Origin of the sequence: Nocardia sp. NPDC004654 (assembly GCF_040609595.1) — a bacterium.
Classification (GTDB): Bacteria; Actinomycetota; Actinomycetes; order Mycobacteriales; family Mycobacteriaceae; genus Nocardia.
Genome location: NZ_JBEXKI010000011.1, coordinates 195098 through 218866 on the forward strand (window position 1 = coordinate 195098; position 23769 = coordinate 218866).

General features: G+C 70.9%; 19 protein-coding genes and 1 pseudogene. 12 read left to right on the forward strand and 8 right to left on the reverse strand.

Annotated elements, in window-relative coordinates:
- Positions 1-94: 94 nt before the first annotated feature.
- A complete protein-coding gene (locus tag ABZV58_RS31885; protein ID WP_067789586.1) occupies positions 95-325 on the forward strand; it encodes a mycoredoxin in 231 nt (76 codons plus the stop codon).
- A gap of 3 nt (positions 326-328) precedes the next feature.
- Here the strand turns inward: ABZV58_RS31885 and nudC are convergent, their stop codons facing one another.
- The gene (gene nudC, locus ABZV58_RS31890) at positions 329-1228 is read right to left on the reverse strand and encodes an NAD(+) diphosphatase (protein ID WP_355003901.1); all 900 of its coding nucleotides are present in this window, start codon (positions 1226-1228) and stop codon (positions 329-331) included.
- Between the two features lie 25 nt (positions 1229-1253).
- Positions 1254-2315 (reverse strand): potassium channel family protein, encoded by a 1062-nt coding sequence (locus ABZV58_RS31895; RefSeq protein ID WP_355003902.1) that lies wholly within the window; start codon positions 2313-2315, stop codon positions 1254-1256.
- A gap of 140 nt (positions 2316-2455) precedes the next feature.
- On the opposite strand from ABZV58_RS31895, the gene ABZV58_RS31900 reads away from it, so the two are divergent.
- Positions 2456-2857 carry a hypothetical protein gene (locus ABZV58_RS31900; RefSeq protein ID WP_355003903.1) on the forward strand — a complete coding sequence of 134 codons (402 nt, stop codon included), beginning with the start codon at positions 2456-2458 and terminating at the stop codon, positions 2855-2857.
- Between the two features lie 7 nt (positions 2858-2864).
- On the opposite strand, the gene ABZV58_RS31905 is transcribed toward ABZV58_RS31900, so the two are convergent.
- Both ABZV58_RS31905 and ABZV58_RS31910 read right to left on the reverse strand, forming a co-directional pair.
- The gene (locus ABZV58_RS31905; protein WP_355003904.1) at positions 2865-6458 is read right to left on the reverse strand and encodes a UvrD-helicase domain-containing protein; all 3594 of its coding nucleotides are present in this window, start codon (positions 6456-6458) and stop codon (positions 2865-2867) included.
- Positions 6455-10426 (reverse strand): PD-(D/E)XK nuclease family protein, encoded by a 3972-nt coding sequence (locus tag ABZV58_RS31910; protein ID WP_355003905.1) that lies wholly within the window; start codon positions 10424-10426, stop codon positions 6455-6457. The genes ABZV58_RS31905 and ABZV58_RS31910 overlap by 4 nt, the downstream gene beginning before the upstream one ends.
- A gap of 231 nt (positions 10427-10657) precedes the next feature.
- Between ABZV58_RS31910 and ABZV58_RS31915 the strand changes: the two genes are divergently transcribed.
- From ABZV58_RS31915 to mtnC, 10 genes are all read left to right on the forward strand, one after another.
- Positions 10658-11434, forward strand: coding sequence for an alpha/beta hydrolase (locus ABZV58_RS31915; RefSeq protein ID WP_355003906.1), 777 nt, complete (start codon positions 10658-10660; stop codon positions 11432-11434).
- 12 nt (positions 11435-11446) lie between these two features.
- Complete coding sequence (locus tag ABZV58_RS31920) at positions 11447-11767, forward strand: MGMT family protein (RefSeq protein ID WP_355003907.1); 321 nt, start codon at positions 11447-11449, stop codon at positions 11765-11767.
- A gap of 9 nt (positions 11768-11776) precedes the next feature.
- Positions 11777-12526 carry a VOC family protein gene (locus ABZV58_RS31925; RefSeq protein WP_355003908.1) on the forward strand — a complete coding sequence of 250 codons (750 nt, stop codon included), beginning with the start codon at positions 11777-11779 and terminating at the stop codon, positions 12524-12526.
- A gap of 101 nt (positions 12527-12627) precedes the next feature.
- Positions 12628-14367 carry an NTP transferase domain-containing protein gene (locus tag ABZV58_RS31930; RefSeq protein ID WP_355003909.1) on the forward strand — a complete coding sequence of 580 codons (1740 nt, stop codon included), beginning with the start codon at positions 12628-12630 and terminating at the stop codon, positions 14365-14367.
- Positions 14368-14489: 122 nt separating this feature from the next.
- Positions 14490-14654 carry a hypothetical protein gene (locus ABZV58_RS31935; protein WP_157107903.1) on the forward strand — a complete coding sequence of 55 codons (165 nt, stop codon included), beginning with the start codon at positions 14490-14492 and terminating at the stop codon, positions 14652-14654.
- Positions 14655-14811: 157 nt separating this feature from the next.
- Positions 14812-16737, forward strand: a complete 1926-nt coding sequence (locus ABZV58_RS31940; protein ID WP_355003910.1) for a sulfatase-like hydrolase/transferase — start codon at positions 14812-14814, stop codon at positions 16735-16737.
- Between the two features lie 129 nt (positions 16738-16866).
- Positions 16867-17214: a DUF1330 domain-containing protein gene (locus tag ABZV58_RS31945; RefSeq protein ID WP_355003911.1), complete on the forward strand. Its 348-nt coding sequence runs from the start codon at positions 16867-16869 to the stop codon at positions 17212-17214.
- 79 nt (positions 17215-17293) lie between these two features.
- Positions 17294-18961 carry an S-methyl-5-thioribose-1-phosphate isomerase gene (mtnA, locus tag ABZV58_RS31950; protein WP_355003912.1) on the forward strand — a complete coding sequence of 556 codons (1668 nt, stop codon included), beginning with the start codon at positions 17294-17296 and terminating at the stop codon, positions 18959-18961.
- Positions 18958-19533: a cupin gene (locus tag ABZV58_RS31955; RefSeq protein ID WP_355003913.1), complete on the forward strand. Its 576-nt coding sequence runs from the start codon at positions 18958-18960 to the stop codon at positions 19531-19533. Before mtnA ends, ABZV58_RS31955 begins: the two co-directional genes overlap by 4 nt.
- Positions 19530-20213, forward strand: coding sequence for an acireductone synthase (gene mtnC / locus ABZV58_RS31960; protein WP_355003914.1), 684 nt, complete (start codon positions 19530-19532; stop codon positions 20211-20213). Before ABZV58_RS31955 ends, mtnC begins: the two co-directional genes overlap by 4 nt.
- Positions 20214-20273: 60 nt before the next feature.
- Here the strand turns inward: mtnC and ABZV58_RS31965 are convergent, their stop codons facing one another.
- The 4 genes and pseudogenes from ABZV58_RS31965 to ABZV58_RS31980 all read right to left on the reverse strand — a co-directional run.
- Positions 20274-21215 carry a hypothetical protein gene (locus tag ABZV58_RS31965; protein WP_355003915.1) on the reverse strand — a complete coding sequence of 314 codons (942 nt, stop codon included), beginning with the start codon at positions 21213-21215 and terminating at the stop codon, positions 20274-20276.
- A gap of 429 nt (positions 21216-21644) precedes the next feature.
- Entirely contained in the window at positions 21645-22490 is an 846-nt protein-coding gene (locus ABZV58_RS31970) for a helix-turn-helix transcriptional regulator (protein WP_355003916.1), read from the reverse strand.
- 427 nt (positions 22491-22917) lie between these two features.
- Entirely contained in the window at positions 22918-23169 is a 252-nt protein-coding gene (locus ABZV58_RS31975) for a YdeI/OmpD-associated family protein (protein ID WP_355003917.1), read from the reverse strand.
- An 11-nt stretch (positions 23170-23180) separates the two neighbouring features.
- A pseudogene (locus ABZV58_RS31980) lies at positions 23181-23462 on the reverse strand (DUF1905 domain-containing protein); the annotation flags it as partial.
- Positions 23463-23769: the final 307 nt, after the last annotated feature.

A 23769-nucleotide genomic window follows, 5' to 3' on the forward strand; every position in this document is an offset into this window, starting at 1 on the left:
CCGTCCGCACCCGCGAAATACCGGACATCGTGGAACAGGACGAGGTAGTACAGCGTTGAATGGATCCGTGACTGACGTGAACCCCGTTCTGACCATGTACTCGACCACCTGGTGCGGCTACTGCCGCAGGTTGAAGAAGCAGCTGGACGAGTCCGGTATCAGCTATGTCGAGATCGATATCGAGCAGGACCCGGCCTCGGCCGAGTTCGTCGGCAGCGTCAACAACGGCAATCACGTGGTGCCGACGGTGAAGTTCGCGGACGGCTCGACGGCGACCAACCCGTCGTTGGCCACCGTCAAGCAGACCCTCGCCGCCCTGGCCTGACGCTCAGTCCAGCGCCGCCCACGATTCGACGATGGTGCGCGCGATCGAGATGGAGCCGGGCAGCAGCAGTCGCACGCCCTCGCGCTGGCCGGACCAATCCCCGGCCGCGAGCGCCTCGCGCACCTCGGCCCTGGTGAACCAGTGCGCCTCGGCGATCTCGCCGTCGGAGAAGGTCAGCGGCTGCTCCGGGTCGGCGACCGCGGCGAAGCCGAGCATCAGCGACCGAGGGAACGGCCACGGCTGACTGCCCAGGTAGTGGATGTCGCGGACGTCGAGGCCGACCTCCTCGCGCATCTCGCGCGCCACACAGCGCTCCAGCGACTCGCCCGCTTCGACGAAACCGGCGAGCAGCGAGAACAAGGTATTCGGCCAGGCGTGCTGGCGAGCGAGCAGCACCCGGTCGCCGCCGTCGTGGATCAGGACGATGACGGCCGGGTCGATGCGCGGGAACTCCTCGTGCCCGCTCTCGGTGACCCGCGACCAGCCGCCCTTGGCCGCCGACGTCGCCGAACCGTCGTACGCGCTGAAGGCCGACTTGTCGTGCCAGTTCAGCAGCGCCATCGCGGTGGAGAGCAGTCCGGCGGTGAAGTCGTCCAGCTCGCCCGCGACGACGCGCAGGTCGGTGAGTTCGCCCGTGAGTTCGTTGTCGCGGACCGCCCACAGGTGCCTGCCCTCGGCGACGCCGAGGAACACCGCCGCCGGATTCGGCTCGGCGGACAGTTCGACGGCCGCGTCCAGCACCAGCGCACCGCCCTCGAAGCGCACCTGCCCCCGCCGGGTGATGCGGAGCAGCCCGGCCTTGGCCCACCCCTCCTCGAGCGCTTTCTCGTCGGCGCGGATCTCCTCGGCTCGATCGACCGCGGCGCGGGACAGCAGGGGGATGGCGTTCAGCTGAAATGACACGCTTCGAGACTACTTCCGGACGGCGTCACTTCGCCGTGCGGCGGATGTAGAGCAGCTTGTCGCCCGCCTCGATCGCGTCCACCTCCGGCTCGCCGACCCGGATCAGGTCGCCGTCGCGCACCACGCCGAGCACGATGTCGCTGAGATGCCTTGGCGAGCCGCCGATCTCGCTCGGCTCCACCTCGCGCTCGGCCACCGCGAAACCCTGCTCGGGGGTGAGCAGGTCTTCCATCATCTCCACCACGGTCGGTGTGGTGGTGGCGATGCCGAGCAGGCGGCCCGCGGTCTCGGAGGACACGACCACCGAGTCGGCGCCGGACTGGCGCAGCAGGTGAATGTTCTCGGCCTCGCGGATGGCGACCACGATCTTGGCCTTCTTGTTCAGCTCGCGGGCGGTCAGCGTCACCAGCACCGCGGTGTCGTCGCGGTTGGCCGCCACGATCACCGACGCGGCGTTCTGCACGCCGGCCAGTCGCAGCACGTCGGACTGGGTGGCCGAGCCGTTGACGGTCACCAGGCCCGCGTTGGCGGCGCGCTCCAACGCGACCATGTCGGTGTCGACCACCACGATGTCGGCGGGCTGCACGCCGTCGCCGAGCATGGCGTCGATGGCGGTGCGCCCCTTCGTGCCGTATCCGACGACCACGGTGTGATTACGCACGCTGCGCCTCCAACGCTGAATCTTGAATGACTGGCGAGATCGTTCGGTCAGCACGCTGATGGTGGTACCGACGAGCACGATGAGAAAGAGGATGCGCAGCGGGGTGATGATGATGATGTTCGCCAGCCGCGCCTCGGGCGAAGCCGGGGTGATGTCGCCGTAGCCGGTGGTGGACAGCGACACCGTCGCGTAATAGAACGAGTCCAGGAAGGACAGTTCGCCGCCGGTGTTGTCGCGGTAGCCCGCCCGCCCGAGATACACCACGGTCGCCGCGGTGAACAGCAGTGCGATGGCGAACGCGATCCTGCGGCTCAGCGAAACCCATGGACTGATCTGCGTCTCCGGAATGCGCAGCACACCGACCAGCGCGAAGTCCGGACGGGTCGACAAGCCCACCCTTGCGCGGTCTCCGAAATCACCGAGCATCGCACTCACCCGCTCGCCCGTTCGCCGCGGTCTTCCTCCGGCACTGTTTCTCCCTCCGGCACAGCACGGGAGCCTACCGGGTCCGCGTCGCACCGCTCGGACTCGACGCGAACACTCGGTGAATGCCAGGGTGACTACCCATGGCAGACATTCGACCGACCACCGACGAGGGCCGACGGCCCGCGCTGCTACTGGCAGCCTTACTGTTCGGCGCCGGAGTGATGCACTTCGTGGCGCCCAAATTCTTCGACGCGACGATTCCCCGTGCATTGCCCGGCCGGGCGCGCGACTACACCTATGTCTCCGGCGTCGCCGAATTCGGTGTGGCGGCCGCGCTCGCGGCGCCGCGCACCAGGCGGCTCGGCGGACGACTCGCCGCGCTGCTGTTCGTCGTCGTGTTTCCCGCGAACGTGCAGATGGCCGTGGACGCGGCGCGCAGCGAGAAGGCATCTCCCGCGCTGAAGATCGGCACGCTGCTGCGGCTGCCGTTGCAGATTCCGCTGGTCACCACGGCGTGGAAAGTCGCGCGCCGTAGCCGATAGTGCCGAGTCAGTCGTCCTGTCTGACCGGCGCGGCCGAGCGGATGAGCTCGGCCAGTTCCTCTGGTCCGGGCAACTCCGCGGGAGCGATGGTGCGCCCGGAGCGCACGTAATGGAAAGCGGCGCCGATCTTGTCGAGCATCTCGTGTTCGGTGCCGCCGTGGCGCGCGGCCATCAGGCGGGCCCAGGCCAACCGGTAGATGGCCAGCTGCATGGCCACCGCGGGTTCGTCGGCGGGTCCGGGTTCGGCGCCGGTCTTCCAGTCGACGACGGTCCAGCCGCCACCGGGTTCGGCGAAGACCGCGTCCATGCGGCCGCGGATCACGGTGCCCGCGATCGAGGTCTCGAAGGGCACCTCGACGTCTAGCGGACTGCGGTGCGCCCACGGCGAATTCAGGAACGCGTCCTGCATCCTGGCCAGTTCGGCGTCGACGCTCGCGTCGTGCGGATCGGGTTCGCCCGCGCCGGGCAGTTCGTCGAGCCCGATCAGCCTGGTGCCCGCGAACCAGCGCTGCACCCAGGCGTGGAACGCGGTGCCGCGCCGGGCCAACGGATTCGGCGGGTACGGCAGCGGACGACGCAGCCGCCGAGCCAGTTTCGCGGGATCGGCGCGCATCTCCACCAGGGCGGTGGCGGGAATCTGACCGGGCAGTTCCACCTCTTGGGCCGCGGCGAGGCTCGCCTCGTGCTCGGCGAGCAGCGCGTCCACGTCGGCGGCCCAGCCCTCCGGGTCGTCCGGGTCGACCGCCTCGTCCACCGGCGCGAACTCGTCCGGCGGCGGCTCGAAGTCGTCGGGCGGTGGGGCGAAATCGTCCTCGGGCGAGCGGAGTTCGTCGATCGAGAACAGTGCGCCCGGTTCGGCCTCGAGCACCGGCGCGGCTGCCTCGGACGGCGCGGCGGATCGCTCCTGTCGCGCGGCGGTAGTCCGGGCTTCGGCGGGCTTGGCGCGCAGGTCCGCGAGTGCGGTGCGGACGAGGGCGGCGCCCTGCTCGATCGGGTCGCGGCGCGGGCCGAGCGGATCGCGCGGCCATTCGGCGGTCGCCGGATTGTCGGTGAACGGATTGACCGCGTCGACCTCGGGCGGATCGTCCCACCTCGCGATGTCGAGCACGCCGAAAGCGGGCCCGTCGGCCGACTCGCTCGCGTTCTTCAGCTCCAGCAGGAAGTCCGATGGCCCCTTGGGCATCGAGCCGGTCTCGGCCCAGTGGTGCGCCGAAACGAGCAACACCCGTTCGGTTCTGGTGAGCGCGACGTAGAACAGCCGCCGTTCCTCGTCGAGACGCCTGCGGTCCAGCGCGCCCTTGTGCGCCTTGATGGCGGCCTCCAGGTCGGCCCGGTCGTACAGGTCCGACAGGTCGAGCACGGGCACGCCTTCGGCGGCGTCGTCCTGGATGCGGTCGCCGCGCAGCGAGGTGGGCAGCTCGGCCAGCGCGCCGAGCCACGTCGCCGAGGCGGCGCCCGAGGGGAACACGCCGCGCACCACGTGCGGAACCGCGACGATCTCCCATTCCAGCCCTTTGGCCGCGTGCACGGTCAGCACCTGCACGCGGTCCTTGGCGACCTCCACCTCGCCCGGCTCCAGCCCGTTCTCGACCGACTCGGCGGCGGCGAGGAAGGCGAGCAGACCGCTCAGCGTGGCGCCGGTGTCGGCGGCGTAGCCCGCGACGACCTCGGCGAACGCGTCCAAGTGTTCGCGTCCCGCTCCGGTACCGGCCATGGCGCGGCGGGCTTGGGTCTCGACGCCGACGCCGATGGTGCGCTCCACATCGGCCACGAGTTCGACCAAGGGCTGGCCGCTGCGTTCGCGCAGTGCGGCGAGTTCCTTGCCGAGCGCCTCGATGCGGGCGTAACCGGAGGCCGAATAGTTCTCCGGCGGACCGGGATCGGCGATCGCGTCTGCCAGACCCGCTTGCTCGGCCGGTTCCGGGGCCACCTCCCGCAGCGCGGCGGCGAGCGCGGCGCTGTCGGTGATCTCGTCGTTCGCACCGCCGGAGAGTCTGCTGATGGACAGCTCCCGCGCGCGCTTGGCGAGCGCGGCGAGATCGGCGACGCCGATGCGCCAGCGGGCGCCGGTGAGCACGCGCACGGCCGCGCTGCCCGCGGCGGGCTCGGCGATCAGGCGCAGGGTGGCGACGATGTCGGCCACCTCCGGTGTGGCGAGCAGGCCGCCGAGACCGACGATCTCCACCGGAAGTCCTTGATCGCGTAGCGCTTCCGCGAGCGGGGACGCATCGGCGTTGCGGCGCACCAGGACCGCCGAGGTCGGCGGCGGCTCCCCCGCCGCGTGCCGCGCGGACCATTCGGCCGCGATCCGCTCGGCAACCCAATCGCGCTCCTCGGCAACGGTTTCGGTCAGCGCCACCGCGACGACGCCCGGCTCGGCATGGGGTTTGGCGCGCAGCGCGTCGACGGTCACCCCGCCCGCGTCGAGCGCGGTGCGGCGCAGCGGCTCGGCGACCAGGTTGGCGAGGGCCAGCGCCTCGGGCGGATTGCGCCAGCTGGTCAGCAGCGGAAGTATCGGCGCGGGCACGCCGGGGGCCAGCGGAAAGTCGGTGGCGAAACGGGGCAGGTTGGCGGCCGACGCGCCGCGCCAGCCGTAGATGGACTGCATCGGGTCGCCGACCGCGGTCACCGCCAAACGCCGTGCTGCGCCACCTGTTTCGGGCCGCAACTCGGAGGCCGCGGGCGCTTCCCCACCGAACAGCGCCGCCAACAGGATGCGCTGGGCGTGGCCGGTGTCCTGGTACTCGTCGAGCAACACCAGGCGGAACCTGCCTCGCTCGGCGGTCGCCACCTCCTGGTGCTCGGCGGCCAGCCGCGCCGCCAGCGACATCTGGGCGCCGAAGTCCAGTGCACCACGGCGGCGCAGCGCGGCGGCCAACTGCTGGACCAGCGGCAGCAACGCCACCCGCTCGCGCTGCACCTGCACGATCGACAACAGCGCCTGGCTCGGCCCGCCACGCTGACGCGGACCCGCGGGCAGGGTGTGCACGAGCTTCTCCAACTCGGTGTGCGCCTCGGCCAGCTGTTCGGCCTCCACCAGGTGTTCGGCGAGCTGACCGGAGAGCGCGAGCACCGCCTCGGTGACCGACACCGGTGTGCGATCGGTGTCCAGGTCACCGTCCCAGGCCCGCACCACCTGGTGCGCGAGCTGCCACAGCTGCGTCTGAGTGAGCAGCGTGGCCGACGGCTCCACCGGAAGCAGCAGGCCGTGCTCGGTGAGCAGCCGACCGGCGTAGGAGTGGTAGGTGCTGATCTCGGGTTCGGCACCGGAGAGCTGGGCGCGCAACTCCCCCGACGCGTCCAGATCACGCAGCAGCTGTGAACCCGCCAGCCGGGCCAAGCGGGTGCGGATGCGAGCGGTCAACTGCTGCGCGGCTTTTCGCGTGAAGGTCAGGCCGAGCACCTGGTCGGGCAGCACCAGCCGATTGGCCACCATCCACACCACGCGCGCGGCCATGGTCTCCGTCTTGCCCGCGCCCGCGCCCGCCACCACCAGGGTCGGCCCGGGGGGCGCGGCGATCACCGCTGCTTGTTCGTCGGTCGGGGGTGGCAGGCCGAGCGCCTCGGCGATCCGCAGCGGCGACACCGCGGGGTGACTCACTCGTCGGTCACCTGCCTTCCGGTGTCCTGCACCGGGCAGCTGCCCGCGACCGCGCAGTGACGGCAACCGTCGTTGCGCATGGCGAGGTAGCTCGGGCCGCGGGTGGACGCGGCGGCGTCGTGGATGGTGTCGCGCCACTTGTCCAGCGCCCCGCTGTCGAGCGGCTCCTGCATGCGCTGGGTGGCGCCCTCCTTGCTGCTCGGCTTGGCCACGTACACGAGACGGGCGCCACCCGGTTCGCCGACGGTTTCCGTTGGCGCCGTACCGTTCTCGGCACTCGATCCGTCCAGCGCGCCGAGCGCGGCCGCCACCTGGTAGGTCGCCAGCTGCGCGTGGTCGGCGGCGGCCTGCTTGCTGATCGGCGTCTTGCCGGTCTTCACGTCGACGATCACGAAGCGGCCCATGGCATCCCGCTCCAGCCGGTCCACCCTGCCCTTGATCCGCACCGGCGGTTCACCGTCGCCGCGCGGCGCGAGCACGGTGTCGACGGGCACCTCGACGCCGACCTGGGTGAGTTCGCCACGGGTGTTGCGGATCCAGGCCAGGAACGTCTCCAGCATGGCCTCGGTGCGCCGCAGCTCCTGGCGGGAATGCCAGCCGGTGCCGGGATCGATGGCCTGCCAAGCCCGGTCGAGCGCCGCGCGCACCTGCGCCTCGGGCACCTTGCCCGCCAGCGCCTGCACGAGCGTGTGCACCAGGTTGCCTTTGACGGCGTGCGGGTTGTCGCCGTCGGTGCCGCCGTGCCGTTCCAGCGCCCAGCGCAACGGACACGTGCGCAGTAGTTCCACGGTGGACGGCGACAGCGCGACCGCGGTCTCCTCGTCCTCCCACAGCGGACGCAGGGAGCTGAGTTCGGCTGTGCCGTACCACTCCTCGGGATGGGTGCCGCGCACACCGGCGTGCGCCAACCGAGCCAGCTGGTGCGCGGCCCTGCGGCGACGCTCCGGGTCGGCCTCGGCGTCGCAGACCACGCCGCGCAGCTCGGCCACCAGCGAGTGCATGACGAGGGCGCGGCCAGGATCGGCCACCGGCAGCACACCGGCCTCGGTGTCGTCGTCGTGGCCGAGCAGCTCGGCGAGGAAGCGCGAGGGCACCAGATCTCGCTCCCCCGAGACGGATTCGACCGCCGTCACCAGCAGCGAACGCCGGGCCCTGCTGCACGCGACGAGCAGCAGCCTGCGCTCCTCGGCCAGGATCGGCGCGGCGCGGCTGACCTGCTCGCCAGCAAGGCCGATGCCCGCGCCGAGATCGACCAGATCCTCGGTGTGCAGCAGGGTGCCGCGCGGCCTGGGGTTGGGCCAGATGCCTTCCTGGACGCCCGCGACCGCGACCACGTCCCACTCCCGGCCCGCCGCGGCGTGCGCGCTGAGCAGGGCGACCGCGTCACCCGGCGCGGTCAGTGGGGCGGTGTCCTGCGGAATCTCCTGCTGCACAAGGTATTCCACAAAACCTTCGATACCGGCCCTGGGAATACGATCGACGTAGGCGGCCGCGGCGTCGAACAGGCCGACTGCGGCGTCGAGATCACGGTCGGCCTGCATGCCGACCGCGCCGCCGCGTTCGGACTGGGCGACCCAGCGCCGCTCCAGGCGCGAGGCGGTCCACAGCGCCCACAGCACGTCCTCCAGACCGGTGGCCCGCCTGCGCGCCTTGCGGCCGCGATCCAAGGCGTCGAGCACGCGGCGCAACGGGGCGGCCTCGACGTCGGTGAGGCGGTCGAGCAGTGCGCGATCGCCGATGCCGACCAGCAGGTCGCGCAGGACCTCGGCCGAGGACTGGTCGAGCGGGCTCGGATGTGCTGCGTCGCTCGTGGTTTCGCCGCCGCTTGTCGCGCGGTCAAGTTCCGAGGTGGGCCGGTCCTCGCCGGGACGGCTCGGCGTGGAGCTGTCGTCCGCGTGCTCGGCGACCTCCAGGCCCCATTCGAGATCGGCTTCCCGCCACTCGGATTCGCTGACGATCCAGTCGGGGTCGACGGCGGACCACTCCGTGTCGTCGGCGTCTGGATCGCCATCGTCCGGCGGGAACTCTTGCGGCAGTGTGGAGTTCGTCGCCATGTGGGTCCGGGTGTCGGCGGGGCGGCGTACGTTCGACGGGGGCACGTCATCTCCCGACCGCCGGCCGAGCGCCAGCGCATCGTCTGGCGTGTCCTGACGCACTGCCGAGTCCGACGATGGCGCGTCCTCCGACGGACCAGTGTCCGACGGCGGCGCGTCCCCCTGCCGGGGCATTTCGTCCAGCCACAGCGCGTTGTCCGGTGACGGCGCGTCGTCCGGCGGAAGCGAACCCAGCGCCAGTGAATCCGGCGGCGCCTCTTCCGGCGGCAACGCCCCATCGGGCAGCGCATCGTCCGGCGGCGCATCGTCGGGCGGCGGCGCATCGTCCGGCGGCGGCGCATCGTCCGGCGGCGGCGCGCCCTCCGGCAGCGGCACCTCCTCCGACTCCACCGCCGCGGCCCACGCCTCCCCCTCCGCGCGCTTCGCCGCCCTACGCTCCAGCTCCAGCACCGCGCGCCGAACACCGCGACGCAATCGCCGCAGCGTGATCTGGTCCGCGCCGCCCAGCGGACCGGAGAGCAGATCTAGCGCGTCCTCGGCGGAGAACATCTCCTCCCCTGCCCGGCGCGACCGTTCGCCCGCGAGCAGCGCGCGCAGCGCGAGCAGCATCCACGCCGCGCCGCGCCGCCGCGCCAACGGCACATCCAGCGCGGGCTGTCGCACCGGCACGCCCGCCGCGAGCAACGCGCGCCGCAGCGGAGCCAGCGAGAGCGGCACGGAGCGGACGATCACGGCCATCTCCGACCACGGCACCCCACCGGTCAGGTGGGCGCGCCGCAAATGGTCGGCGATCAGCGCCGCCTCCTTGGCGGGCGTGGCGAGCACGCGGACACGGACCGCGGCGCCGTCGTCCGCGGGCGCCGACGCGCGGTCGGGCAGCGGAAAGCGTTGCGGCGCACTGCCGGGCAACCTGGCCGCGACCCTGGCGACAGCCAGCTGCACCTGCGGGCCGGACCGGTGGTTGTGCCGCAAGACGATGCGCCGTTCCTCCGGCCCACCGGGGTCGGCCGCGAACCGCGGGTCGGCGCCGCGGAAGGCGAAGACGCCCTGATCCGGATCGCCCGCGACCACCGCGCAGTGCGCCGCCGCCCCGATGACGCGGACCAGCAGCGACGCCTGCGGATCCAGATGCTGCGAGTCGTCGACCAGCAGATAGTCGATCCTCGACCGTTCGGCGGCAAGCAGGTTCGGGTCGGCGGCCAGCGCGTCCAAGGCCGCGCCGATCAGCTCCGCGGCGTCCAAAGCGGGCGCGGTGGCCTCGGGCGCCTCGACGCCGACCGACCAGCGCAGCAGCATGGCCTGCTCGTAGCGCTGTGCGAAGCGGCCCGCCGCCACCCATTCCGGCTTGCCGTGCTCGCGGCCGAGCGCCACCAGATCCTCCGGGCCGATGCCGCGCTCGGTGGCCCGCAGCATGAGGTTGCGCAACTGCTCGGCGAACCCGGCGAGGCCGAGCGCGGGCTGCAATCGCTCCGGCCACAGTCCGGTCGCGCCGTCGGCGATGTCGTCGAGGTCGCCGCGAAGCATCTCGCGCAGCACGGCATCCTGCTCGGCACCGGTGAGCAAACGCGGCGGCGGGTTACCGTGCGCGGCGGCGTGCCTGCGCAACACCGCGAAGGCGTAGGAGTGCAGGGTGCGCACGAGCGGCTCTCTCGTCGCACCGGGGACGCCGCCTTCGCCGTCGGGTCCGGTCCCGCTCAGCCGCGCGGTGATGGCGTCGCGCACGGTGGCCGCCGCCTGCTTCGAATGGGTGAGGAGCAGCACCGATTCCGGATCGGCTCCGGCCGCGATACGCGCGGCGGCGAGGTCGGTGAGCAGCGCGGTCTTGCCGGTACCCGGTCCGCCGAGCACCTGCCACGGCTGCCACCCCGGGCGCGCGGGAGCGGGACCCGCCATGGCCTCGAGCAGTGGGCGCACGTCGGCGCCCCAGAGCCGCGCCCGGGGTGCCGTTGCGTTCCGGCGAACAAGTCGCACCGCGCTATCCGATCGCACCACGTCGGCTATTGCAACAGACGGGGCCGACACGCCGCGGCCCCGCTCCGGCCGGACGTTGTCCACGTCACGGCCACCTCCGCGACACCGGGGCGTCGACCACCGCCGACCACCGTCCGGGATGACGTGCCGCGCCCCACCCGACAGAATGGCCCGGTGTCGACTCTCCACGTTCACCGCTTCGGTCCCGCCGCGGGACCGACCGTGCTCGCCCTGCACGGGCTCACCGGGCACGGCCACCGCTGGGCCGCGCTGGCCGCCGAGCACCTGCCCGAGGTCCGCGTCGTAGCGCCGGACCTGCGCGGACACGGCCGGTCGACATCGCTGCCGCCGTGGGATTTCGAGACCATCGTCGCCGACCTCGTCGAACTGCTCGCCGCCGAGGCCGACGGGCCGGTGCTGGTGGTCGGCCACTCCTTCGGCGGCGCGGTCGGCGTGCACCTGGCCGCACGGCACCCGGAGCTGGTGCGCGGGCTCGTCCTGCTGGATCCCGCGATCGCGGAGGACGCGGGCCTGCTCTCCGACATCGCGGCGCGGACCGTCGAGTACCCCGACTACGCCGACATCGAGCACGCGCGCAGGGACAAGCTCGCCAGCGCCTGGCACGACGTCGAATCCCGGCTGCTGGAGGCGGAGCTGGCCGAGCACTTGGTGCCCACCGAGAACGGCAGGGTCGGCTGGCGGCTGAGCCTGCCCGCCGTCATCTCCTATTGGGGTCAGCTGGCGCGTGCGTTCGTGCTGCCGCCCGCCGAGCTGCCCACGGTGCTCGTGCAGGCGATGAAGGTGCAGCCGCCGTTCGTGACGGCCGAGTTCCGCGCGGCCCTGGCCGCCCACCTCGGGCCGCGGCTGACCGTGCACGAGTTCGACTGCGACCACATGGTCGCGCAAGCGCGTCCGGCCGAGACCGCGGCCCTGATCCGCGCGGCGCTTTAGGGGGAATACGCCGTGCCGACTTCCGACGCGCAGATCGAGCTGGTGCGCGAGCTCGTCGCGAGCATTCCGCCCGGCATGGTCGCCACGTACGGCGACATCGCCGCGGCGGCCGGGCTCTCGACCCCACGCACGGTCGGCTGGATCATGCGCACCGACGCCGCCGACCTGCCGTGGCACCGCGTGCTCCGGGCAGGCGGCAAGCCCGCCGCGCATCTGGCCGACCGTCAGTTGCGCCTGCTCGCCGCCGAGGACGTGCCGATCGAGGACGGCAGGGTGAATCTGCGTGAGGCGCGTTTCCGGTTTCCCGAAGTTCGGGATGCGCCAAGGCGTTAACGTGGAATCATGTCCACCCGCCTGGCGTGTGTCGTCTTCGATGCGCAGCGGCCGCGCGTCGTCGCGGAGTTCTGGGCTCAGCTGCTGGGCTGGTCGGTGACCGTCGACCGGCCCGACGAGGTCGACGTCGCCGCGCCCGACCCGGACGGCCTCGACATCGCATTGACCTTCCTGCCCGCGCACACCGCGAAGAGCGGCAAGAACCGTCTGCACCTCGACCTGGCGAGTCGCTCGCTGGACCACCAGCGGGTCCAGGTGGACCGGGCGCTGGCGCTCGGCGCACGGCACGTCGACATCGGTCAGGGCGGCGTGCCGTGGGTGGTGCTCGCCGACCCCGAGGGCAACGAGTTCTGCGTGCTCGAGCCGAGAGAGCAGTACGTGGACACCGGCGCGGTGGCGGCCATCGTGGTGGACACGCTGGATCCGGCGCGGCTCGCCGCGTTCTGGTCCACCGCCTCGGGCTGGCCGGTCGCGCACTGCGGCCCGCGGTTGGCGGGTCTGCGTTCGGCGACGGGACTCGGGTCCTGGCTGGAGTTCGTCCGCAACCAGGACGCGAAGCAGGGACGCAACCGGTTGCACCTCGACCTGACGGCTTTCCCGACCGACGATCCCGCCGCCGAGCTGGCACGGCTGCGCGAAGCGGGCGCCACTCCGGTCGACGCGGGCGAGTTCGGCGGCGTCCCTGGCATCGTGCTGGCCGATCCCGAGGCCAACGAATTCTGCCTGCTGCGCCGAGCGACGGACCTCTCGCGCGTCTGAGCCACCACCGGGATCGCCCCGGCGACGGCCTGCGTTCTCCTGCCGGAGCACGCCCGAATTAGCATTTCGGACATGGTGTACCTCGGTGCGGAGCCCGTTCGGTGACGGCCGCCGACGCGATCGTGCTCGCGGGCGGGCGGGCCAGCCGCATGGGCGGGGTCGACAAACCCGCGATCGTGATCGGCGGCCGGTCGATGCTGGACGCGGCGCTCGCCGCGGTCGCGGGCCGCGGCCGCACCGTCGTCGTCGGGCCACACCGCCCGGAGCTGAATCCGGAGATCCGGCAGGTGCGCGAGGTGCCGCCGGGCTCGGGTCCGGTGGCCGCGGTCGACGCCGGATTGCGCGCGCTCGCCGGTTCCAGGGCGCCGCTGGTGGTGGTGCTCGCCGCCGACATGCCCTTCGTGACGCCGGGAACGATCACCGAATTGCTCAGGCACGAAGCGGAATCCGGCGCCGAGGCGGTGTTCGCCGCGGACGAGTCCGGCCGCCCGCAGTATCTGGTCGGCGTCTGGCGCCGCTCCGCGCTCAATGCCGCACTCGCCGAGCTGGATTCGCTGATCAACCAGCCGATGAAGGCGCTGGTGCCCGCCGACACCGCGATCGTCGGGCTGTCCGGCATCGCCGACTGCGACACCGAGGACGAGGTGCGCCGGGCCAGGGCGCGGGCCGCGGACACCACTCCGCTGACGCTCGACGAGGCGCGAAACACGCTGCGCGACGGCCTCACCCGGCTCACCCCCTACCGGACGGACCTGCCGAGCGTGCGCGGCGCCGCGCTGGCCGCGCCGCTCACCGCGGCCGAGGCGCTGCCGCGCTTCGACGTCTCCGCGATGGACGGGTACGCCGTCGCCGGGGACGGGCCGTGGCGGTTGCGCCGCGACATCGGCTTCGCGGGCGGGCAGCGCCCGGTCGGGCTGCTGCCGGGTGAGGCGGTGCGCATCGCCACCGGCGCGCACGTGCCCGACGGCACCACCACCGTGGTCCGTGACGAGTTCGTCCGAGTGGGCTCCGACGAAACCCTGCACCGCATACCGGAGACGCCGATTCGCGACGACATCCGCCGCCGCGGCGAGGACCGCGGTCCGGGCGACCTGGTCGCGCCGGAGGGCACACGGGTGACCGCCGCGCTGATCTCGGCGGCCGCCAGCGTGGAGGTCACCGAGGCCGTGGTGCGCGGGCCCGTCCGCGCACGCGTCGTGATGACCGGCGACGAGATCCGCAGCGATGGCCCGCTGCGCGCCGGCCAGACCAGAGACTCGATCGGACCGATCCTGCCGGATCTGCTTGCCGGGTCCGGCATTCGGACGGTGGACCGGGTGCACCTGCGCGACACACCCAACGGCTTCGACGAGGTCCTCGCCGCGTCCACCGACTGCGACCTGCTCGTCATCGTCGGCGCGACGGGCGGCGGCGCGGCCGATCAACTGCGCGGCGCGATCGCGCGCGCCGAGGCCCGAGTGCTGGTGCCGCGCTTGCGACTACGGCCAGGTGGGTCCACCATCGTCGCCGAAACTCCCAGCGGGACAACAATTCTCGGACTGCCTGGGAATCCGTTCGCGGCCGTCGCCACGCTGCTCGCGCTCGTGCCCGCCATCGTGGCGGGACGCACTGGCGCACACCAGGACCGCCCGCTGACCGGCCCGCTGCACAATGCCGCCGACGTGTCCGGACCGGTCACCCGCATCGTGCCCGCCCGCATCGCGCCGACCGGGGGCTGGATCGGCGATCCGACGGTGCGCACGGCCCATCTGGGCGGTCTCGTCGACCGCGACGGGCTCGTCGTCGTCCCCGCCGAGGCGTCCGACGGCATTTCCGTGGAATTCCTACTTCTGCCGTTCTGAAAATCGGCCCCCTACCGGGGGGTCTCGACATATTTTCACTTTCCCCTTCCTCGAGTGATGTGCGATCGCTATGGTGTTGTCGTTAGGCGAAATCAAATCACTTCGGAAAGGACCGAGTGGAGATGGCTGAAAAGTCGAAGAAAACGCCTAAGAAAATGCCCAAGCAGATGCCGCGGCAGCAGCAACAGCAGCGCCAGGAGCAGGACCAGAGGGGCATGAACCGAGCCGGGCGGGACCGGATGCCCGAGGACCAGCGGGAGCAGGACCGGCGTCACGGCCAGAACTGAATGCTTTGAACTGCGTCTGCCGGTTTCTGCGGAACCGGCAGACGCGGTTTTCTTTTCGTAGTGCTCACTAATTCATTTGGGTGTTACCACGCACGAGTTCCGCGCACGTCGCGCCAAACCCTGGTCAGCTCCGGCTTTACGGCCGTCTACTGTGCAAATGGCTGTTCCCTCCGCGGCGCGCGGTTACGAATCCTTCGGCGGCACCGTCGGTCGCACCACTGCCGACTCGACCCCCGAGTGGACCTACCCGCCCTCGGTGCCGCAGGACGCGCCCAACATCGTCGTGGTGCTGGTCGACGACATGGGGTACAGCGACATCGGACCGTTCGGCTCCGAGATCGAGACGCCGACGCTGGATCGGCTGGCCGCCAATGGCATCCGCTTCACCAACTACTACACCACGCCGCTCTGCTCGCCCTCCCGCGCCTCGCTGCTGACCGGAATCAACGCTCATCGAGCCGGTTTCGGCTTCGTCGCCAACGCCGACCCCGGCTACCCGGGACTGCGGCTCGAGCTGGCCGATGATGTGCTGACCCTGCCGGAGATCCTGCGCCACAACGGGTATGCCACCTACGCGGTGGGCAAGTGGCATCTGGTACGCGACGCCACGATGAACCCAGCGGCACATCGCGAGCCGGGTTACGAAGCCGCCGAATGGGATTCGCTCACCGACGACGAGCGCCGCCGCTTCGCCAGGTACATGGAGGTCTACGCCGCGATGGTCGACAGCATCGACCAGAGCGTCGGCCGCATCCTCGACACCCTCGAACAGCTCGGCGAGCTGGACAACACGATCGTGGTGTTCACCTCCGACAACGGCGGCACCGCCGAGGGCGGTCCAGAGGGCACCCGCAGCTATTTCGCCGAGTTCGCGCACATCGACGACCCCGATTGGATCGGCGACGTCCCGCACGACGAGGAGCTGATCGGCACCGAACGGCTCGGGGTGCACTACCCGCGCGGCTGGGGTCAGGCCTCCAACACACCGTTCCGCTTCTACAAAGGCCAGACCTTCGCGGGCGGCGTCCGGGTGCCGCTGCTCGTGTCGTGGCCCGAGGGACTGCCGCGCGCCGCGACGGACAACGGCATCCGCCACGAGTACGCCTACGTCACCGACCTGGCTCCGACTCTGCTGGAGCTGGCAGGGCTGGTGCGGCCCAGCGTGCGCAACGGCCTGCCCGCCAAGGATTTCGACGGCGTCTCGGCCGCCGAGCTGCTGCGCGACCCGTCGGCGCGGACCCGCCACACCGAGCAGTACTCGGAGATGACCGGGCATCGCGGCTTCTACCTGGACGGCTGGAAGCTGCTGTCGCTATACGAACCCGGCGCCGACATCGACGCGCCGCACTGGCAGCTGTTCGACGTCCGCGCGGATCCCACCGAGCTGCACGATCTTTCGGGGCTGTATCCGGAGAAGGCGGCCGAGCTCGCTGCCGCGTGGGACGAATCGGCGTGGGCCAACACGGTTTTCCCGCTGTTCACCCGTCAGGATCTCGCGATCCGGCGGCCCGAGGAGGCCCGCTTCGCCGCGCCGGTGCGTCTGCTGCCGGGCACTCCGACGCTGGAGCGCTACCGCTCGCAAAGGTTGATCGCCTACCGCGACTTCGCGATCACCGTGGAGCTGGGCGGCTACCGGCCCGGCGACGAGGGCGTGCTGGTCGCGCACGGCGATCCGCTCGGCGGGTACCTGGTCTACCTCGAAAACGGACGGGTCGTGCTCGGCGTCAACAGCTATGGCGATTACGCCGAGGCCGCCACCGAACCGGTCCCGCCCGGTGTGCGGCGAATCACCGTCACCGCCGCCGTGCGGCCCAGGCTGCGCTGGGATTTTCAGGTCGAGGTCGCGGGCGGCCCGAGCGCCGAACTGCGCGACCGGGTGCAGCTGGTGGGCATGTCGCCGTGGACCGGCATTTCCGTCGGCGTGGACGCGCGCGGCCCGGTGTCCTGGGATCTGCGCGAGCGCCGCGGCCCGTTCCGCTACACCGGCGACCTGCGCGCGGTCACCTACACACCCGGCCCGATCCAGGTACCGCGACAAACCATCGACGCGGTGGAGCGCGAGGCGGAGTTCGCCGCCGAATGAGAAGCGCGGCAGCACAGCGCCTTCCGGGCCCGGCCATTACCTCGCGGGTAATCGACGCGCGACGCGGGCGGCGATACGTTCGGCGCACCGCTCGCCACGCAGCGGCCCGCCGCGTCGAAGGGACCGTTCATGTCCGCGTATGGCTTCGCCCACCTGCGCAGCCGCCGTCCACACCCGGAGATCTTGGAATACCTGGAACGCATCCAGGCCACCCTGGACCCGTTCGAAGGCCGGTTCGTGATTCACGGACCACCGGCCGAGGTGGTGGAAGGCGAGTGGCCCGGCAGCATGGTGCTGATCGAGTTCCCGGATCTGGCGCGGGCGCGGGCTTGGTACCACTCGCCCGAATACCAGGCGATCCTGCGCCTGCGAGCCGATCACATCGACGGCGACCTGGTGCTCGTCGAGGGCGTCGGGCCGGACTACGACCCGCGCGAACGGGCCGCGAAGCTGCGCGCCGAGTCCGCCGAGCGCTGAGCCGATTGTCGCCGGCCAGGCCCGGTCGGATACCGTTTACCAGGCAGAATGCAGCTCTTCGCGACAAAGGATGCGCCTGATGGACGACAGTTCCCTGGTCTGGGACGACGGTGCGCTGGTCACCATCGACCAGCGTGGGCTGCCGCACGAGGTGCGCGAGCTGCGCCTCGGCACGGTGGACGAGATCATCGAGGCCATCAAGACGCTGGCCATCCGCGGCGCTCCCGCGATCGGGATCGCGGGAGCGTTCGGCGTGGTCATCGCGACCGCCGCGCACACCGTCGACGGTGTGGTGGACGAGGCGCGGGTGCGGGCCGAGGCCGACCGCATCGCCGCCGCGCGACCGACCGCGGTGAATCTGGCGTGGGCCGTCGAACGGGTCCGCACCCGGATTCCGGCCGGAGCCGACGCGGTGCTCGCCGAAACCCTGGACATGCTCGCCGAGGACGGCCGCGTCAACCGGGCCGCCGCCACGCACGCGGCCGACCTGGTCCAGCGTCTCTGCGCGGACCGCCCGCTGCGGGTGCTCACCCACTGCAACACCGGCCGCCTGGCGACCAGCGCGTTCGGCACCGCGATCGGCACGCTACGGGTACTCGCCGAGCGCGGCGCGATCGAGAACGTGCTGGTCGACGAGACCCGGCCACTGCTGCAGGGCGCGCGGCTGACGGCGTGGGAGCTGGCCGAGGCGGGCATTCCGCACCGGCTGACCATCGATTCGGCCGCCGCGTGGGCGATGGCCACCGGCCAGGTCGACTGCGTACTGGTCGGCGCGGACCGGGTCACCGCCAACGGCGACGTGGCCAACAAGATCGGCACCTACGCCGTCGCCCTCGCCGCGCACCGGCACGGCATCCCGTTCATCGTGGTGGCGCCGGAATCGACGCGAGATCCGAACACCGCCACCGGCCGCGACATCGTCGTGGAGGAGCGAGCCGCGGCCGAGGTCACCGGATTCGGCGGCGTCGCGACGGCTCCCGCGGACACCGAGGTGTTCAACCCGGCCTTCGACGTCACGCCGAGCGAGCTGGTCACGGCGGTCGTCACCGAGCAGGGCGTGGTGCACGGTACGAACAGTGCTGCGACGGAGTCTGTTTCGGCGGCGCGCGCCGAGCTCGCCGACATCGCGAGGGAACTCTACGGCCGCGGCTGGATGCCGGGCACCGCGGGCAACCTCTCGGTGCGCGACGGCGCGACCGCCGTGGTCACCGGCAGCGGGCTGTCGAAGGGCGAGCTGACCCCCGGGGACATGGTGACCGTCGCCGTCGAGGATTCCGCGCCGCTGCCCGGTCAGCGGCGGAAACCGTCCGCCGAGACCACCATTCACACCGCGGTGTACCGCACCACCGACGCCGGAGCCGTCGTGCACGTGCACTCGCCGTACGCGACCGCGCTGGCGACCGACGCGGGCGCGGCCGAGCGCGAAACCACCCTGCGCATCACCGATTTCGAACTCGTCAAGGGGCTCGGTTCCGCCGACCCGTCGGCGATCGATATCCCGGTGTTCCCCAATTGGCGCGACGTCTCGCGCATCGGCGCCGACATCGAACGCTATCTGCGCGACAACCCCGCCGCCCCACCCGTGTTGTGCATCGCCGGGCACGGCATCACCACCTGGGGGGAGAATCTCTCCCGGGCGCGCGATCGCGCCGAATGCCTGGAGGCGCTGTGCGAGCTGGTGATTCGCACCGGCCGCAGGCACGCCTTCGCCACGCCCGCCGAGTCACTCGAGATTGGACTGACATGACCCTGCTCCAGGTGATGGCCGCCGACAACGCCGCCGACGTGCGGGTGCGGACCACCGACGACACCGTGATCGCCGCCGAACTCGCCGCGCACGGCATCGCGTTCGAGCGCTGGCCCGCGCTCGCGGAGGCCGCCGCGACCTCCTCGGAGGACCTGCTCGCCCACTACGCCGACCGGGTCGCCGAGCTGAACGCCGCCGGCCGCTACAAGCACATCGATATCGCGCGTATCCACCCCGACGACGCGAACCCCGAGTGGCCCGCCATCGCCAAGGGCGCCAGGGAGAAGTTCCTGAACGAGCACCGGCACGCCGAGGACGAGGTGCGCTACTTCGCCGCCGGCCGCGGCTGCTTCTATCTGCACCTGGGCGAGGAGGTGCTCGCGGTGGTCTGCGAAGGCGGCGATCTGCTCTCGGTCCCGGCGGGCACGCTGCACTGGTTCGACATGGGTACCCGCCCCGATTTCATCGCGATCCGCTTCTTCGAGGAGGAGGACGGCTGGATCGGCGACTTCACCGGCGACCGGATCAGCGAGGGCTTCCCGACCCTCGACGAGCTGCTCACCGCCTCGTGACCAGCGCGATCGTCCTCGACATCGAGGGCACCACGAGCCCGACCAGTTCCGTGCGGGAGGACCTGTACGGCTACACCAGGGACCGGCTGCCGCAGTGGCTCGCCGACAACAGCGCCGACGCGGCGGCGCCGGTCCTCGCGGGCGCCAGGGAACTGGCCGGACGTCCGGACGCGGATATCGCCGAGGTGGCCGAGATCTTGCGCGGCTGGCTCGGCTCGGACGTCAAGGCCGAACCGCTGAAGACCGCGCAGGGCTTGATCTGCCACGAGGGTTTCCGCAGCGGGGCGCTGCACGGCGAGTTCTTCCCCGATGTCGCGCCCGCGCTGACGGACTGGAAGGCCGCCGGGCTGACGCTGTACGTGTACTCCTCGGGTTCGGTGCGCAACCAGCGTGATTGGTTCGACTTCGCGCGCGGCGGCGAGCTCGGCTCGCTGATCAGCGGATACTTCGACCTGTCCACCGCGGGCCCGAAGCGCGAAGCAGCGTCCTACGACAAGATCGCCGGGGCGATCGGCGTGCCCGCGGCCGAGATCCTGTTCCTCTCGGACCACCCGGACGAACTCGACGCGGCCGTCGCGGCGGGCTGGTCGGCCATCGGCGTGCACCGGCCCGGCGAACCCAATCCGCCGCGCCCGCCGCACCGGTGGATCGGCTCTTTCGCCGAGATCGATCTCGCCTGAGCCACGGACCGGGCCCTACCGCCCGGATCCGAGCCCGCCGCCTCGGTCGTGCGCCGAGTGTCAGGCTCCGGACACGCGCACCTGCGGACGCACGGCGCCGATGCGGCCGTGCTGCACCGTCGCGAAGATCCGCCGCGCGTGCACCGCGACGGGACTGGTCGACCACGGCGCGAGCGCGGTGGTGAACATCAGTTCGCACCAGGACAGCGCGGGCACGTCACCCGCGGCCAGGGTGGCGATGAGCGACATCTCGGTGTCGTGCCCGGCCCACGCGGCGAGCAGCCAGCCCGCGTCCAGCCTGCCGAGGAACTCCTCGGCGTCCTCCGGCGGGCCGTGCGGGGTGTCCACCGCGAGATGCACCGTCGCGGCGATCGCGTGGCGCATCTTGGCATCGAGTCCGACGGCGTCGTGCAGCAGCAGCGCCTCGAGCGCGGCGCGCAACTCCACGCCGGGATCGACCGCCTGCTTCCCACCGATCGAACCGATGTCTCCTGCGTCGCGGATCATGGGCAACCCTTCCTCGATGTCGTTGTTCGTAGGGGTGTCGACGGCGCGTAGATGTCGGCCGGGCGCCTGGTCCTGGGATTCGCTGTCGACCAAGCTGACAAGCGCGCCCGGATTCCAGTCCAGGCTGCCGAAGACCTGGCACCAGTCCAGCGCCGGATTGTCTTCCGAGCAGATCAGATCGAGCACGAGACCGGAGATGGACGCGGTGCAGGCGAGGGTGACGATGTCGATGTCCGGTTCGGTCACGGTGAGATGCAGGGTGGCCTCGGCGTGGCCCGCGTCGGCGCGAGCACGTCCGGCCAGCCACACCGCCCGGTTCGCGGCGGCCATCGCGCCCGCGCACCGATCGCCGTGTGGATGATCGGCGTCGCCGTCGATGAACGGTCCGTACCACAGCGCGCGACCCTCGTCTCCGCAGACCGCGAACGTCCCGTTCGCGCAGTTCGCGGCGGCCGCCAGCGAGATATGCGGTATCAAACCGATGACGTCGACCATGAGCACTCACTCCCGCAATGTTCACGCAATCCGTTGTCTTCCGAGATCGAGGCACAGTGTCGCAACTAATTGCCCGACCGTGCCGATAAACGGATCAAATACGTTTCCCCAACCGTTGTCCAGACGAAGTAGAACTTCCCGCGCACCCTGTGAGGTACCCACACCGACCAGTGAAAGTACCGCGGAGTCGGTACCCGCAATGGGGCATCGGCATATCCCCCGCAACGCATTTCGACAGCGTAGCCCGCACGGTACCGTCTACCCATGGCTTTCGTCCGAAAAGGCGCTACCCCAGGGGTTTTCGCGCACGAGCGAGCACGGCGCCGCACCGGCGGCCGCCGCCTCGACGGGCCGACATGCGCGCGCAGGGCGATGCCACGCGGTGCGTTCCGCAACGAAAACCGCTCTGCCGCTGGGTTTTACGTCGGTCTACCTGCGGAGGGATCCGTTGACCGCGGCCCGGTCGGCGAGACCGGACCGCGCCGGACGGTCGGTAGTGCGGATACCGAGGAAGAATTGGATCCGGCCCGGGTGACTTCCCGAATCGACCCGGAACAGCTGCACGTCCAGACTGAAGGGCTTCCCTGTTTCGATATCGCGGAGCAGCATTCGCGGACTTTCCCGGCCGTATGCGGTTCCCCCGGCCGCCCACATCCGGCGGAATTCCGGATATCGGCCGAGTTCGGCGAGCAATTCGGTGGACCAGTCGGCGCCAGCGGACTGCCCGATGAGTCCGCGCAGCCAGTCCACGGTGAGCGCGGCCTCCCGCTCCCACTCGACCATCACCCGCTTGGACACCTCGTTGCCGAAGAACCACCGCAGGATGTTCACGTCCTCGACCAAGCCGGGAAAGACCGCGGTGTAGGCGTCGTTGCAGGACAGGACGTTCCACCGGGTGTCGAGATAGCCCGCCGCGTTCGGCTCGTGCACCGCGAGGCCGTCGCGCATGTCCTGGGTGATCTGGGCACGCAACTCCGCGACCGTCGGGGCCGAGGCGTCGGCCAGTCCGGCCAGGTCGAACAGGTGTCTGCGCTCGGCGTCGGAGAGCGGCGCGATCTGGTGCAGGTATCCGATGAGCGCTTCGACCACCACTTTCGTCGGGTGGGCGCGGTCGCCGCCCTCCAAGTGCGTGATGTAGCTGGAACTCACCCCCGCTGCGAATGCCAGCTTTTCCCGGGAGACCCGCCGGTCGTCGCGGAACCTCCGCAACAACCCGCCGAAGGTCGGCGGTCGCAGGAGATCACCCGGCCCGGCTTCGGTCGACTTGCGTGACACAGCTATTCGCTCCTATGAACCGTAGATGTATCAACCAGTTGGCTACTTCCAAGTGGCAGCGCTGCCGAATCTCTCGCGTTCGCGGCGCCGAGGCCGCGATGCCGTTGCGCACGGCCCCAATCGTCGACGATCCGAGCGGTTGCTCATAGCGGACGATATTAACTGATATACCTTCTTTATATTCCACACCACGCATGTGTCATGGTTACATTTCGGCAATCTCTCGAGAGGCGAAAAGCAACCTCCGCCAGAGCCATTCGCAATGCCGCGCGCCCGACCGTCTGACACGTAGACGCACGACCGACTATTCGAATGCGCGCACGTACGTCGCTCTATCCGACCGGTCGGTTCCTATTCGTCATGCCCGCTGTTGCCCAAAAGAATTGGCGAATCGGATTCGCGAATCGCCGACGCCCGACGACGCGCCTCACCCCGCCGCGGCGACCGCCGCATCGATTCGCTTCGCGCGTGTCTCCGGGCGCTTTGCCGATTCGATCGCACCGACGAGCTGACGGCGTCGCGAACAGGAGGCGGGACGCGCGCCCGCCGCGGCCAACGCCGCCGCGAGATCCTCGGGCACCTCGACCGTCCGTTCGGTGTCGCGACGCACGGTGACCGATACGGCGTCGCGGGCGCCTTGCCGAGCCGCTCGCGGATCGCCTTCAGCATGCCGGGGCACGGGCCGCCGCCCATCGAGACGAGGGAGCCGGTGTAGGCGATGCCGTCGAAGCCGGCCTCGACCGGGATCCGTCCTCCGCCGCAGAGCGCGGCGACGACCTCGGCGGGCACCGCGATGTAGGCGCCTCTCGATTTCGGCCTCGAATCGCTGCCTACGCGCAGGGCAATCGCGAGGCGCCGGACGGCCGCCGATTCGCGGCAAACGAATGGCGAATCACACGGGTCTGGACGAATCGGGGTCCGGCATGGTAGCCACGTGGGCAGTGGGCGGCGCCACAATTCGGCCTCGAACACCCCTGCGGGTTGTGTTAACGATTGTAAACCGCCCGAGAACCCCCGGTTTCGAAAGCTTCACCGGCAAGGCCCCGAAACGCCTGCCCGATGCCGCATTTCGGCCGGTCAGCCCGCATCGGCCCAGGTCACGTGAATGTCACCGAAGGTCGGTTGCAACCGTCCAGTGACCGGCACGTTGCCGCGACCTCACAACTCACAGACCGCCTCCGCGCGCTGTGAGAGAATCGTTTGGCCGCGCGTCTTCACCTCCTTACAGTCGGTGCAACAGCCCGATTTCACAGCTCGAAGGGGGCGTCGTGGTTAACTC

Bases quoted from the DNA above. Each gene is read 5' to 3' on its own strand.
- ABZV58_RS31885 (WP_067789586.1), top strand. From the start codon at position 95: ATGTACTCGACCACCTGGTGCGGCTACTGCCGCAGGTTGAAGAAGCAG.
- ABZV58_RS31895 (WP_355003902.1), bottom strand. From the start codon at position 2,315: ATGCTCGGTGATTTCGGAGACCGCGCAAGGGTGGGCTTGTCGACCCGT.
- ABZV58_RS31900 (WP_355003903.1), top strand. From the start codon at position 2,456: ATGGCAGACATTCGACCGACCACCGACGAGGGCCGACGGCCCGCGCTG.
- ABZV58_RS31925 (WP_355003908.1), top strand. From the start codon at position 11,777: ATGTCCACCCGCCTGGCGTGTGTCGTCTTCGATGCGCAGCGGCCGCGC.
- ABZV58_RS31935 (WP_157107903.1), top strand. From the start codon at position 14,490: ATGGCTGAAAAGTCGAAGAAAACGCCTAAGAAAATGCCCAAGCAGATG.
- ABZV58_RS31940 (WP_355003910.1), top strand. From the start codon at position 14,812: ATGGCTGTTCCCTCCGCGGCGCGCGGTTACGAATCCTTCGGCGGCACC.
- ABZV58_RS31945 (WP_355003911.1), top strand. From the start codon at position 16,867: ATGTCCGCGTATGGCTTCGCCCACCTGCGCAGCCGCCGTCCACACCCG.
- mtnA (WP_355003912.1), top strand. From the start codon at position 17,294: ATGGACGACAGTTCCCTGGTCTGGGACGACGGTGCGCTGGTCACCATC.
- ABZV58_RS31955 (WP_355003913.1), top strand. From the start codon at position 18,958: ATGACCCTGCTCCAGGTGATGGCCGCCGACAACGCCGCCGACGTGCGG.
- ABZV58_RS31965 (WP_355003915.1), bottom strand. From the start codon at position 21,215: ATGGTCGACGTCATCGGTTTGATACCGCATATCTCGCTGGCGGCCGCC.